This window comes from Flavobacterium sp. LC2016-13, from assembly GCF_009707955.1.
In the GTDB taxonomy this organism is placed as follows: Bacteria; Bacteroidota; Bacteroidia; order Flavobacteriales; family Flavobacteriaceae; genus Flavobacterium.
In genome coordinates this window covers 53,966-68,819 of record NZ_WMDQ01000008.1, presented here as the reverse complement: position 1 = coordinate 68,819, position 14,854 = coordinate 53,966, and the positions used below count along the sequence as shown (strand labels likewise).

The 14,854-nt window shown below is 34.5% G+C and carries 9 protein-coding genes; 5 read left to right on the top strand and 4 right to left on the bottom strand.

All coding sequences use genetic code 11. The annotated features are described in order from the left end of the window. Positions 1 to 139 precede the first annotated feature (139 nt). From GKZ86_RS16460 to GKZ86_RS16445, 4 genes are all read left to right on the top strand, one after another. A complete protein-coding gene (locus GKZ86_RS16460) occupies positions 140 to 472 on the top strand; it encodes a ribonuclease Z (protein ID WP_154784168.1) in 333 nt (110 codons plus the stop codon). A gap of 96 nt (positions 473 to 568) precedes the next feature. Further along, a complete protein-coding gene (locus tag GKZ86_RS16455; RefSeq protein ID WP_154784167.1) occupies positions 569 to 1,474 on the top strand; it encodes a ribonuclease Z in 906 nt (301 codons plus the stop codon). A gap of 122 nt (positions 1,475 to 1,596) precedes the next feature. Further along, the gene (gene pdxH / locus GKZ86_RS16450) at positions 1,597 to 2,241 is read left to right on the top strand and encodes a pyridoxamine 5'-phosphate oxidase (protein WP_154784166.1); all 645 of its coding nucleotides are present in this window, start codon (positions 1,597 to 1,599) and stop codon (positions 2,239 to 2,241) included. 171 nt (positions 2,242 to 2,412) lie between these two features. After that, positions 2,413 to 2,913, top strand: coding sequence for a CAP domain-containing protein (locus GKZ86_RS16445; RefSeq protein WP_154784165.1), 501 nt, complete (start codon positions 2,413 to 2,415; stop codon positions 2,911 to 2,913). A gap of 118 nt (positions 2,914 to 3,031) precedes the next feature. Here the strand turns inward: GKZ86_RS16445 and GKZ86_RS16440 are convergent, their stop codons facing one another. The 4 genes from GKZ86_RS16440 to GKZ86_RS16425 form a co-directional block, all read right to left on the bottom strand. Next, positions 3,032 to 4,954: an OmpA family protein gene (locus tag GKZ86_RS16440; protein WP_154784164.1), complete on the bottom strand. Its 1,923-nt coding sequence runs from the start codon at positions 4,952 to 4,954 to the stop codon at positions 3,032 to 3,034. Positions 4,955 to 4,965: 11 nt separating this feature from the next. Beyond that, on the bottom strand, positions 4,966 to 5,883 hold the full coding sequence (locus GKZ86_RS16435; protein WP_154784163.1) for a type IX secretion system membrane protein PorP/SprF: 918 nt from the start codon (positions 5,881 to 5,883) through the stop codon (positions 4,966 to 4,968). 157 nt (positions 5,884 to 6,040) lie between these two features. Continuing rightward, positions 6,041 to 13,282, bottom strand: a complete 7,242-nt coding sequence (locus tag GKZ86_RS16430; protein WP_154784162.1) for a gliding motility-associated C-terminal domain-containing protein — start codon at positions 13,280 to 13,282, stop codon at positions 6,041 to 6,043. 35 nt (positions 13,283 to 13,317) lie between these two features. Continuing rightward, on the bottom strand, positions 13,318 to 13,866 hold the full coding sequence (locus tag GKZ86_RS16425; RefSeq protein WP_154784161.1) for a hypothetical protein: 549 nt from the start codon (positions 13,864 to 13,866) through the stop codon (positions 13,318 to 13,320). 498 nt (positions 13,867 to 14,364) lie between these two features. On the opposite strand from GKZ86_RS16425, the gene GKZ86_RS16420 reads away from it, so the two are divergent. Beyond that, positions 14,365 to 14,850: a histidine phosphatase family protein gene (locus tag GKZ86_RS16420; RefSeq protein WP_154784160.1), complete on the top strand. Its 486-nt coding sequence runs from the start codon at positions 14,365 to 14,367 to the stop codon at positions 14,848 to 14,850. The last annotated feature ends 4 nt before the right edge of the window (positions 14,851 to 14,854 follow it).

Genomic DNA, 14,854 nt, shown 5'->3' with positions numbered 1-14,854 from the left:
TCAAGTTTCAGGTTTCAAGTTTGCTAATCTGAACGTTCCAAAACTTGAAACAAATAAAACTGGAAACCTTAAACCACAAAAAACTTCGTACCTTAGCTCTTGAAATTATTATTTTTATATTACCCCCATACATTATAAAATGAAAGTAGATCAAAAAGGACATACCGTTATCATTAAAAATACTCAAGGAGATGTAAATTCTTTTTTGGAGAAGGTAACGCAGCAGTTCAAAACCTTTGAAAAACAAAATATTATAATCGATTTATCTTCAGATTCTAATTTGTCTGAAAGTGATCTGAAACTTTTTTTACCACTTTCGAAGCAACAAAAAAAGGCAAAAAAATCATTTGTAATTGTGGTTTCAGAGCTTGATTTTAATGCTATTTCTGATAAATTAACTGTGGTTCCTTCTCTTTTGGAAGCAAATGATATTATCGAAATGGAAGAAATTGAGCGCGATTTAGGATTTTAGATTTTAGAGTTCAGATTTTAGATTTCTGATTTTTTAATATTGAATAAATCTGAAATTTAAGTTCCTTAATCTAAAATCAACAATCTAAAATCTAAAATGAAATTAACTATACTTGGCTGTTACGCCGCAACTCCCAGAACGATTACCAACCCGACCTCGCAGGTTCTAGAGATTAAAAACAGATTGTTTTTAATAGATTGCGGCGAAGGAACTCAGGTTCAATTGCGTAAAAACAAGATTAAATTCTCAAAAATTAATCACATTTTTATTTCGCATTTGCATGGAGATCACTTTTTTGGCTTAATTGGTACTATTTCGACTTTTGCACTTTTAGGACGCACAGCAGATCTTCATATTTATGGACCAAAAGGCGTAAAAGAAATCATTACATTACAGCTGAGACTATCGAATTCCTGGACAACTTATGATTTGTTTTTCCACGAATTAGAATCAACTGAAAGTGAAGTTATTTTTGAAGATAACAAAGTAATTGTAAAAACGATTCCGCTAAAACATCGCGTTTATACCAACGGATTTTTATTTCAGGAAAAACCGGGAGAACGAAAACTGAATGTTGAGGCTGTTCAAAAATATAACATTCACACTGCTTATTATCAAAAAATAAAAAACGGGGGAAATGTTACGCTTGATGACGGAACTGTAATCGAAAACGAAAAATTATCGTTTGATCCAATACCGGCAATGAGTTATGCGTTTTGCTCTGATACCGTTTACCACGAAGCCATAATTCCGATAATAGAAAACGTAGATGTTTTATATCACGAATCTACCTTTTTACAATCTGAACAAGCTTTGGCATTAAAAACATTGCATTCAACTGCCAAAGAAGCTGCAACAATTGCACTTAAAGCAAATGTAAAACAACTTGTTTTAGGCCATTATTCAACAAGATATGATGGCATAGAAACTTTTAAAACAGAAGCAGAAACCGTTTTTCCAAATGTACTTTTGGGTGATGATGGAGTTTCTTTTGAGTTTTAAATAAAGGTACTATCCCGAGGCTTCGGGACTGAGATGCTAAGGTTCTAAGTTTTTTTCTTTCAAAAAATCTAAGAAGTCTAAAAATCCAATAATCTAAAATCAACAATCTAAAATTTAAAATCATGAACGATTTAAGTAATTATAGAAAATCTTACGAGAAAAGCGAATTATTAGAAACCAATATACCTGAAGATCCAATTAATTTGTTTAACAGATGGTTTCATGAAGTAGAAGATTTCGGCGCAAGCGGAGAAGTTAATGCTATGACTGTTTCTACGATTGGTTTAGATGGTTTTCCGAAATCGAGAGTGGTGTTGTTAAAGAAATTCTCTGAAGAAGGATTTATTTTTTATACCAATTATAATTCAGAAAAAGGGAAAGCTATTGCAGCAAACCCACATGTTTGTTTGTCTTTTTTTTGGCAGGAAATGGAGCGTCAGGTTATCATAAAAGGAATTGCACAGAAAACTTCAGAAAATATATCTGATAACTATTTCGATTCCCGTCCGGATGGAAGTAAGTTAGGCGCGATTGTTTCTAATCAAAGTGAAGTAATACCGTCAAGAACTTTTTTAGAAGAAAACTTAAAAAAACTCGAAGCTGCCTTTGAAGGAAAACCAATTCCAAGACCAGATAATTGGGGAGGCTTTTTAGTAACTCCATTAGAAGTCGAATTTTGGCAGGGAAGACCAAATAGATTACACGACAGAATTCGCTACTCAAGCCAATCTGATTTTTCATGGAAGATCGACCGATTATCTTCTTAATTGTAAGAAAATTATATTGCATTATAAAATTATGATGTAGTTCATCGATAAAATTTGTAGTTTAACGGCATATTGAATATGTTTGACCCAAGAAATAAACAATTATTCAAAATATAAAAATTTAAAGAATTTGCCCCAACATTTACTTTAAACATTAAAATGCTAATGACTATGAAAAAGATAATGCGCGTCATGATGTTCGTTGTAATGCTTATTACAATGAACTCATGTTCTGCAGATACTGCTGAGGGCACTAAAGATACAAGTGCAATAGAAACTCCAAATACAAACTACAGTTATAATGATTCGGAGTTAGAAACCATGAAACTGATCAATGAGTATCGAGTAAGTATTGGTTTAAATGCTTTACAACAAATAAATTATATTTCTTATAAATGCGAAGAACATAATAAAGAAATGATTGCTGATAAAGCAATTAGTCATAATGGTTTTGTTTCTCGTTCTGAAGATATTATGAAATCGCTTAATGCAAAGAAAATTGGCGAAAACGTTGCCTATAATTATAAAACAGCGCAAGCAGCTTTAACCGCGTGGTTAAACAGTGCGGGACATAAAGAAAATATCGAAGGAGATTATACTCATTTTGGTTTGTCCATAACTACAGATGCTTCCGGAAAAAAATATTACACAAATATATTTGTAAAACTTTAAAGAATTATTGGACTGGTTTTTTAGTTAGTCGTTGTAACTCTTTGGAGTTACAACGATTGTTTTGAATGTAGAAAAGCTGTCTTTCATTAGACAGCTTTACTATTTTTAAACGGGATTATTACAGTGCCGTAATAATAAATTCACTTCGTCTGTTGGCCTGATGTTGCTGCTCTGTACATGGTACATCATCAGCACATTCATTAACAAGTTGCGTTTCTCCATAACCTTTGCCGGTTAATCTATTTGGGTTTACACCATTTTTAATTAACCATTTTATGGTCGATTGAGCTCTTCGGTCAGACAAAGCTTCGTTGTATTTAAAGGTTTGTCTACTGTCAGTATGCGAACGAATATCAAGTTTCATGGTTGGATTATCGTTTAAAACATCCAGTATTTTTTCGAGATCAAGCGCTGCTTCTGTTCGAATGTTTGATTTATCCAAATCGAAATAAATCATTTTTATACCGAAACATTTTCCTAAATCATCACCAACAGTGACTTTGCAAATTGCTTTGTCTAAAGCAATCGGTAAATCTGTTTTTCCGCTTGTTGTTGCAATTATAACGCTAACTTCTTTGGTTGTATAAGCTGTTTTTTCTGCCCTGACATTGTATTTTTTTCCACAATTAACAGTGAAACTATAGATACCCATTGCATCAGCAATAGCAATACTTTTTACGTTTTGTCCTTCATAAATAGTGACTTTTGTTTCAGGCAGGATTTGACCTGTTTCGGCATCTGTAATGACACCGCTTAATTCCTGAATGCATTGTAGTTTTTTGGTTTCGAGAAATTTGTAAATATCATCAGAACCTTTTCCTCCGGCTTTGTTAGAACTAAAATAACCTCTTCGGGAAACCGGATCAATCATATAAGCAAAATCATCCCGGGGAGAGTTGATGTCCTGACCAAGATTCTGAATATTGCTAACAGTTCCGTTTTCTTCAAGCTTTCCCACAAAAACATCTAAACCGCCAAGTCCGGGATAACCATCAGATGCAAAGTATATTTCATTTTCACTGGTGACATACGGAAATGTTTCTTTGCCTTCGGTATTTATTGTATTTCCTAAATTTTGAGGAACACCATAAGTTCCGTCACTATTGATGCTGACTTTAAAAATATCAGAATCTCCAAACGTTCCGGGCATATCAGAAGAAAAATATAAGGTTTTTTCATCGGGGCTCAGTGCGGGATGCGCCGTAATATAATTATCACTATCAAACGGGAGTGTTTTTATATTCGTCCATTTGTCATTTTCTAGTGTTGCTTTGTATATTTTTATCAAAGTAAATTTGTTCTCATTTTTTCCTCTTTTTCCATTAAGATAATTATTTCTTGTAAAATAAACGGTCTTTCCATCTTTTGTAAAAACTGGTGCGGTTTCATGAAATTTAGAATTTAAGACGCTTTTTAATCTTCTTACTTTAGCAGAATCAATATCTGCAACATATAAATTTGTAAAATATTTACCTGTCCAGGTATGTTTGCGCTTCGAAAAATTTCCGGTATCTCTTGCTGATGCGAAGTATAGTTTCTTATTATAAACAGAAGATCCATAGTCTGAATATTGAGAGTTTATACCGGCATCTTCAATAGTATAACGTCCTGAATTTGCTTTAATCTGATCGAGATAATTTACATTTTGTTTGTAGAGTATTCCTCTGGTATCATCTTTAAACTTAACATTAAACTCGTCCATCAATTTGTTTGCTTTTGCAGTTTCTCCAATTGATTTTAGGCATTGTGCATATCTGTAATAATATTCAGATTCGACAGATGTATTCATATCAAATAATTCGCCGTACCATTTTGCGGCACTTTCAAATTCTGAATTGAAGTAATAAGAATTGCCAAGCTTCTTAAATAAATCTTCAGACTTGTATCCTTTAAGGGCTACTTTTTCGTATGTTTTTATAGCATTTATATAAGCGTAGCCATCGTACTTTTTATCGGCATTATTCATTTTTGATTGCTGGGAATAGCTGTTAAATGTGATAATACTAACAATTGTTATGCAAAAGAGTATATGATTTTTCATAATAATTATTTTTAGAAGAAACGTGGATTTGACAATTTTTTATTGTTTTGAAAAAATTCATAACGTAGAAATATCTCATGCGATCCTGAATTATAGTTGTTTAGGTTTGTGGTTTCACGATCATAGCCATATCCTAAATAAAGACCGTCTGTGATTTGAAATCCTACCATTGCACTTAATGAAGCGCTCCATCTGTAAGCAACACCCACTACAAATTTATCGATGAACATAAAATTCGCAGAAACATCGACTTGTAATGGCGCACCTTCTACCATTTTGACTAAAGCGGCAGGTTTAAATTTTATATATTGATATTTATCCAGATCGAATACATAACCGGCCATGAAATAATAATTGATTTTATCTTTAAAAATGGCAATATCATTATCATCATAACGATTGCTTTCGATAAAATTGGGTATCGATAAACCGATGTATGCTTTATCTGAATGCCAATAAACTCCGGCTCCGACATTGGGAGAAAATTTATTGTCAAGATCCTGAAATTGTGGATCTCCCTGAAATTCCGGATTCAGTTTATCAATATCAAGATTGAATAAATTTGCTGTTCCTTTAATACCAAAAGATAATTTAAAGGTGGCCGATGTCTGAACGGTATAAGACAGGTCTACAGAAAAAGTATTCTCGTTTGTTGGGCCAATTTTATCATTGATTAATGAAACTCCAATTCCGACATTGCTGTTATTTATGGGCGTATTGACAGAGAAACTGCTGGTTTCCGGTGCTCCGTCGAGCCCAACCCATTGTGTACGGTATAAGCCAAAAACACTTAAGGCTCCACGAGAACCTGCATAAGCAGGATTTATGTTTATAGTGTTGTACATGTATTGCGTAAATTGTGCATCTTGTTGTGCAAAACCTGCAATGGTTACCAACATTATGGCGAAGGAAAATAATTTTGTTCTCATAGTATTATTATTTCAAATTATTACTAATGATTTTTTCAGAAATGAAAATCCTAAACAATAAGCGGCGTAATTACTTATTCCAAATCAGGGATTTTCGGTAATTTTTATATAATTCATTTTATTGTTTCGATTTACAATAAATTATATTTCGTAAAGCTTATTTTGATAAATACAAGTAGCCCTCTTTTTTATTCATTTGAACGGCATTGTTACCATCTAAAGACTGGTAATTGATAATATAAAAGTAAGTTCCTGTTGGTAACCCGTCAGATTGTTTTATAGTCGTTCTGCCTCTTGAAGTTCCGTCGAAAGCATTCGTTGTATTGTTGTAATTAACAGCATCAAATACCAATATTCCCCAGCGATTATAAATTTCAACCGTATTTCCCGGATAACAGGTTAGCTCGTCGATATTATCAATTTTGAAAACATCATTTATTCCATCTCCATTTGGAGAGAAAGCATTGTGTATAACAACATTTCCACAGGCCAATACTTTGCAATCATCATTAATTTCCATAGTAAGGATGATGCTTCTTGGACAATTTTCATCATCAATTTTATATTCAAATGAATAACTGCCTAAAGCAAGACCAAACGGATTCAGCGTATTTCCTTGCAATGCATTTGATTGATTTGTATCAATCCAATTTCCGTTTGTTGGTGTATTGACTGGTAATAAAGTAAGAAGATTAATAAGACTTGAATCTTCGGCGCAAGCCTCACTGGCAATATTGGTTACACCATTTGGAAGAACAGTAATTGTAATTGTTCCCGTATCACAATTTGTTGGATTTAATTTTTCGCAAATTTGATAGGTGTAAGTATAAATTCCGGCAGGAGTTAAACTGGAAACTGTTACATTTCCCGAAGCATCAATTGATATATTTTCATCTGTTTTCTCCGTATTATTATTTTCGCTAAATAATGTGAAGTTTACCAATTGCAATGTTGCAGGTGTTTGGTTTAAAGTATCATTGCTTAAAACATTTCCAACCAATCCAAAGGTGTTGCAGCCAATGTTATTATAAGTATCATCATTAGCAACAATTGTAGAAGAAGATACAGTAACGTTTACAGTTGCCTGATCACAGTTTCCGAAATCAGCATTTTCACAAATCTGATACGTTAATGTGTAAGTTCCCGCAGGTGTATTTGGCGCAACATTTATAGAACCGTCAGGATTTAATGTTAAAGTTCCTGTTGGATCTGTTGTAACTGTCGTTAATGTTACATCATCCGGATTTATGGCTGTATTATTTAAAGTATCATTATTATAAACATTCAATACATTGGTTCCTCCCGAAACTCCATTTATTGGACCCGCTGTATCATCGTTTGCAACGATAGCAAAAGTTGGTCTGGCAGTACAATAAGGATCTGAAGGCGGATAATTTACTGTAATAGTTTCACTTGGATTAACAGATAATGTAATATTCGCTGTCGGACGTAAAGTTTCAAATCCGTCTGCACCCTGAACCCATTTATTATTTTGAAACAACCATCCCGGCCAGTCAATACCTTTACCATTTTCGTCAACAACAGCTCCCGGCCACAACACTCTTCCGCTAAGTGGTAAATTTGTCATTGTGGTTACAGTATTGTTATTACTGTCTGCCCATGCAATTGTTACACCATTTATAGGCGTAAAATTTGTAGGCGTAACGACATAATCAAGGTATGAAACATCGTTTACACAAATAGGAGTTGCTGTAACAGTCATAACCGGAGCTTCAATCGTAACGGTAACTGTTGCAGTATCGCAATTTGAAGTTTGATCAGCCTCACAAATTTGATATACTAAAGTTAAAGTTCCCACCGGCGCGTTTGATAATACATCTACAGATCCGTCAGGATTTAGTTGTAAAAATTCGTTTGGAGTTACTGTAGTTATAATAACATCTGAAGCAGTTACAACAACGCCTTCAATTGTGTCGTTTGGCAAAACGTTTAATACATTTGTTGTAGTATGATTCACTCCCGCAATTGGTCCTGCATTATCATCATTAGCGACAATATCGGCAAATACCTTGCAGTTTACACCAAAGTCAGCATCCAGATGAACTAAATCCTCAGATGTAACTGTTACAATATATTGAGTACCAGTTGTGGTTTGGCAAACCGTATGTACTTGTGCTTTATTTGTTTTAGCCGTAATTTTTTTGTCAGCAATTGAAGGAAGAACTTTTACTAAATTGGTCGCTCCTAATGCTGCTGCGATACCATCGAAATTAGCATCTCTTACCAATTTTATAGTATAATCTCCATACGGATTTGCAGTTTCCGGTCTGTCTCTCCAGTATCCTTCAATACCCACAATTACATCCGCATGATATCCGTTTGGACCATCAATAATAACATTGGCACTAGAAGCATTTCCGAAACCACCGGCATTTAATTCACCAACGTTTAATGGACCGGAATAACTTCCATCTCCATTTAAATCAATCCATTCCCATTGACTAAAATCAACAGCTCCTTCGCTGTCCGGAATATTTTTGGTAACAACTCCATCATTATTGGCATCATACCATTCATCCTGAACTCCGTTACCATTTGTATCATACCAAACATAATCGCCCAAAACGGGTAGAGTAGATGTTCCGTATTCAAAATTGTGAACCTGTAAAACACATTCTTCAAGAGTAGTAAATAACAAACTTGAATTGACAGGATATAATTGATAAACACTATTTAAATTGGCATCCTGAACCTGAACTAAATAATTTCCGGTAGGAACACCTTCGAAATTATACATTCCGTCAGAACCTGTTATACGTAATAGAATCGGACCAGTTGTAGTTCCTTGTGGTATCAATGTTACTGGTACATTTGCTATTGGCGTATGAGTATCAACATTGATGATTTGTCCTGATATTTTTACTTTATAAGTTGGCTGTGTTATAATAACTGTTGCCGTTGCTGTGCAGGTAGCGTCATTATTTATTGAAGATGTTGCAGTAAGCGTATAAGTTCCGGCTGGTAAATTTGTATTTCCAACAACAGTATTATTTTCATTAGTAATAACAACTGTTGAACCAGGACTGTTTGTTACTAAAATCGAACCGTCATTTCCCTCAAAACAAGTTACATTTGAAGCAATACCAGATACAGAAACTTTATTTTCGATAGTAAAAGTTTGCACTAAATCTGTTTTATTGCCGGCACAATCCGCCAAAGTATACGTGCGGGTCAATATATATGCATTTCCTTCGCAACCGCTGGCGCCATTATTAGAGTCACTAACAGTAATATTTACATTCGAACTGCAATTATCTGCTGCATCTGTAATGTCTTGTGGGTTTGCAACCGGAATATTAACTATGCTTTCTAAACCTGAAACATCTGCAGGAGCTGTTCCTGTTGGTGGAGTAGTATCTTTTACGGTTACAATTTGAGTATAAGATGCTGTATTGCTGCTACAATCACTAGTAGTCCATGTTCGTGTTAAAGTATAATTTGTAGCACATTCGTTTTGAATATTGCTTTTAACTTCAGAGAATACGATTGGTAAATTTCCGCTACAATTATCAGAAACTTCTAAAACCGCTGGTTCAGGAACAGCATCACAAGAAACTGTAATATCTGTTGGTAAATCTCCAATGAATATTGGTTTTGTTGTGTCTTCAATTGTAATCACTTGCGTGAAAGAATCAGATATATTTCCGCAATCGTCAGAAACAGTCCAAACATTTGTATAAGTTCCTGCATTTGAACAAGACGAAGAAGCAACAAACTGACCACTCGTTTTTACAATATTAGTAACATCAGCATCACACAAATCAGAAGCAGTTGGAAATAATGCCTGAGCAGCAATTAATCCTTGTGTATCGCTGCATTGAAGTGTTAGATTCAAATCTGCTGCAGCTGTTGTCCAGGTTGGTTTTGTATTATCTTCAATTGTAATCACTTGCGTGAAAGAATCAGATATATTTCCGCAATCGTCAGAAACAGTCCAAACATTCGTATAAGTTCCTGCATTCGAACAAGACGAAGAAGCAACAAACTGACCGCTTGTTTTTACAATATTAGTTACATCAGCATCACACAAATCAGAAGCAGCAGGAAATAATGCCTGAGCAGCAATTAATCCTTGTGCATCACTGCATTCTAATGTTACATTCAAATCAGTTGCAGTTGTTGACCAGGTTGGTTTTGTATTGTCTTCAATCGTAATTACTTGTGTAAAAGTTGAAGAAGTATTTAAACACACATCTTTCGCAATCCACGTATTGGTATAAGTTCCAGAATTGGCGCAAGAACCAGCAACAAAAATTCCGCTTGTTTTGGTATAGATTACCGTTCCTCCACAATTATCGGTTGCAATTGGTGCTTGATTTTGAGCTGCTGAAAGTCCTGAAGTATCACTGCATTGTAAAGTTACATTCAAATCTGTTGCAGCTGTTGTCCAGCTTGGCGCAGAAGTATCTTCAATCGTAATCACTTGTGTAAAAGTTGAAGAAGTATTCAAACACACATCTTTCGCAATCCACGTATTGGTGTATGTTCCTGAATTAGCACAAGAACCAGCAACAAAAATTCCGCTTGTTTTGGTATACGTTACCGTTCCTCCGCAATTATCAGTTGCAATTGGTGCTAGGTTTTGAGCTGCTGAAAGTCCTGAAGTATCACTACATTGAAGTGTTACATTTAAATCAGTTGCAGCTGTTGTCCAGCTTGGCGCAGAAGTATCTTCAATCGTGATCACTTGTGTGAAAGTTGCAGAAATATTTAAACATACATCTTTCGCAATCCACGTATTAGTATAAGTTCCTGAATTAGCACAAGAACCTGCAATAAAAGTTCCGCTTGTTTTAGTATAGGTTACCGTTCCTCCGCAATTATCAGTAGCAATTGGAGCTTGATTTTGAGCAGTTGAAAGTCCTGCAGTATCACTACATTGTAAAGTTACGTTTAAAGAATTTGCAGTCGTTGTCCATGTTGGCGCACTTGTATCCTGAATAGTTATCACTTGTGTGAAAGAAGTAGAAGTATTCAAACAGACATCTTTCGCAATCCACGTATTGGTATACGTTCCGGAATTGGCACAAGAACCTGCAACAAATATTCCACTGGTTTTAGTATAAGTTACTGTTCCTCCGCAATTATCAGTAGCAACTGGCGCTTGATTTTGAGCAGTTGAAAGTCCTGAAGTATCACTACATTGTAGAGTTGTGTTTAGAGAATTTGCAGTCGTTGTCCATGTTGGCGCACTTGTATCCTGAATAGTTATTACTTGTGTGAAAGAAGTAGAAGTATTCAAACACACATCTTTCGCAATCCATGTATTGGTATAAGTTCCAGAATTGGCACAAGAACCTGTAACAAATATTCCACTGGTTTTAGTATAAGTTACTGTTCCTCCACAATTATCGGTGGCAACCGGCACTTGATTTTGAGCAGTTGAAAGTCCTGCAGTATCACTACATTGTAAAGTTGTGTTTAGAGAATTTGCAGTCGTTGTCCATGTTGGCGCACTTGTATCCTGAATAGTTATTACTTGTGTGAAAGAAGTAGAAGTATTCAAACACACATCTTTCGCAATCCACGTATTGGTATACGTTCCTGAATTGGCACAAGAACCTGCAACAAATATTCCGCTGGTTTTAGTATAAGTTACCGTTCCTCCACAATTATCAGTTGCAACTGGCGCTTGGTTTTGAGCTGTTGAAAGTCCTGCCGAATCACTACATTGTAAAGTTACGTTTAGGACAGTCGCAGCTGTTGTCCACGTTGGTGCAGAAGTATCTTGAATAGTTATAGTCTGACTTTTGGTAATTGTGCCACAGCCAGTTGTAACTTTAAATGTTCTGTTTACAACAATCGGACATGTTCCGGAAGCAGTATCAGAATATGATATTGTATAAGTTCCGATACTGGCACTATTCGCAAGAGAACCTCCGGCAGCATTTAATTGCGCTAAAGTAATCGTAGTATCTGTTGTTTTGTAAATCAATCCGGTAATTGAAGCCGTACTACATCCCGAAATTGTAGCATTATCTGGCGCAACAAGAGCCGCTGCCGGGCTAATGGTTACGGTAGATGCAGCAGATGTTAATTCGCAATTTGTACTTCCATTTTTCACTTTTACTTTATAAGCTCCGCTTGCAGTTACTAAAAGCGTTGCAGCAGTTTGTCCGGTTATTACAATATCATCTTTATACCAAACATAAGTTGGCGATGCCGCATTTGTAGACGCCGTTAATGTTGTCGATCCGCATGCATTTAATACTCCCGTCACTAAAGGCAAACAAGGAACAAAATAACTCGGGCTTGTAATTGTTTTCGAATCGTTGGTGCAAGATGCATTTTGATAATTAAAAGTGGATGTGCTAACCGTTTGATTTCCACAAGCACTTCCTGTTGGTGTTAATTGATAATTTAATGTAATCGTTTCTGAATTTAAGAAATCGGTATTCCACGTAATTACTTGTCCGGATAAAGAAGTTGTTCCTTTACTTACCGAAATTGAACCTATTGTAAAACCTGGAATAACAGTTTCTTTTTCAATTAAACTTTGAGCAACCCACGAAATTTGAGTTGCAATCTGATTATAAATAGCAGTCAGGTTAGCACCACTTTGGGTAATATACGCAGGACTTCCCTGAATACCGTCTAAAGTATATTTAGCTACGTATTGATCACTTCCCACAGTACTAATATTACCTGAAATTCCGCCAAATAAACCAACAGAAAAAATTTGATTATTATAAGTAACGCTTGATTTTACAGTAGTTTTTGCATTCGTTGCAGCAGTAATAGCAGAAGTAACACATGAAGATGAAGTACTAACGGTACTGCAACTCGAAGTACTTCCAACACTTCCGGTTCGGTTTGCAACTCCATCGGTTAGTAAAATAATACTTCTTCCTGTAGCACAATCAAAACGCCCGTTCGTTTCCAATTCCGTTTCCGCTTTTACGATTCCATCCTGAATGTTGGTATTGTTAGTCGCAGTCAATGCATCAATTTTTGCGTTCAAAGCAGTAACACCCACAGCATTCAAGAAGGTTAATCCAATTTCAAGTTTTGCATTTGTGGTATAAGATACAATTGCAATTCGATTATTAGTATTGGAAGATGCCTGTGTTATAAATGATTTTGCGGCAAGTTTGGCATAATCCATAGATGTTTTTGTATCACCTGAGATTGTATTTCCCATACTTCCCGATACATCAATAACCAAAATTATATCTGAGTTTCGTGTGATTGGGTTAGCGCCGGTAATATCAACTTTTACATTTACAATGCCGCAATTGCTGGTATTTGCAGTAACTGTTTTGTTAGTTGTTACCGTTTGCGCATAGCCTAACGAAGTCAGTAGAAGAAGTAATACACCAAAAGATATTCTTTTTATATCACATAAATAATTGCTGAAAGAGAGTACAGTTATTTCCATTTTAAATTATTTTAAGATAATACTCGATATAAATTTTAATCATTAACCGGGTTAATGACGTAAGTGTGCAAAACAGTATCAGCAGAATAATTGGTACAGTTTTTTGAGGTAGCAGTAATTTGATTGCAAGACCATTTTTCTACAGCCGTACCAACAGGCACGGTAATGTGTACATAAAAATTTATGGTTTGTCCTGCACTCAAAGTGATTTGATCAATAGCCGTTTTTTCAGAATCGATGAAATCAGCAGTAATAATTACATTCGACGTTGCAGTACTATCATCTGTGTTGGTGCACGAAGAATTAATGTTCTTTGAAGTAAGTAGATAAGTATCAGTCGACAAACCATTATTAGTCAGAACCATAGCGTAGTAAGTTCCATCGAGAGGTGTGCTTCTAATATTTCCATTATTCTCAACAATCAAAGTGGCATTACAACCGGATTGCGCAAATGAAATATTTAAGGCTAAACAAAACAGTATAGGGAAAATGTTTTTTTGAAAGATCGCTTTTTTGAAAGAAAAAATAGACTTACAATTTTTTAAAAATTTTAGCGCTTTTCTAAGAGTAGATTTTGTTCTCATAACTTAAGATTTTATTTTGCATTATTTTTAAAATTTTAACATAATCAAAGTTATATAGTCAGTTTAAATTTGATTTTTTTTATCTGTAACTAACCTGAAAAATCGTTGAAATGTCTTTTTTTGTTAAAAATGAGTCTAAAAATTAATTTTTTATGTCATTTATAACAATTAAAAAATCGTCACTTTTTTAATTTTTTTAATGAAAAACAGATTTTATCAAATATTATAAATATTTGATAATCAGTTATTTATATGTTTTTTAATTGATTTATCTAAATCGACAAAGTGATTGTTTTAATGGATGAAGTACATAAAATGTTAAAAAAATGAATTTTTATGAGTTTAAATTTTCTAATAATAGACTTTTCATATTCTTGTTAAAATTCTTTTAATGTTAACAGAATTAAAAAATGGAGAACTATTAGAATTTCTTTTGTAAATTAGAACTTCAATAAATAGAAACTTCTTCTTTTTTGAAGTTTCTAAATCCTTCTGTTTATGAAAAATCTAATTTTAATACGTCATGCAAAATCAAGTTGGGAAGCGCCTTTAAAAGACTTTGACAGGCCTTTAATGAAGAGAGGAATTTTAGATGCACATGAAGTATCAACCAATATTTCAAAATTTCTTCCTAAAACCTATATAATATGGAGCAGTACTGCAGCACGTGCCTCTGAAACGGCAGTTATTTTTGCTCAAAATATTTCCTATCCTATAGAAAGTATCGTTTACAAAGACGATCTTTATACTTTTGATGAAAAACAACTCGAAAAAGTTATCAAATCATGTGATAATAGTTTCGAAAGCGTTATTCTTTTTGGACATAACGAGGCTATTACAAATTTTGTTAATAAATTTGGGGATGTTTTTATCGACAATGTGCCTACTTCCGGATTCGTTTCGCTTAAATTTGACAGCGATGCCTGGAATACAATCGATAATGGCAAAACCCAAAAAACAATTTTCCCCAAAGATTTAAAATAAATAA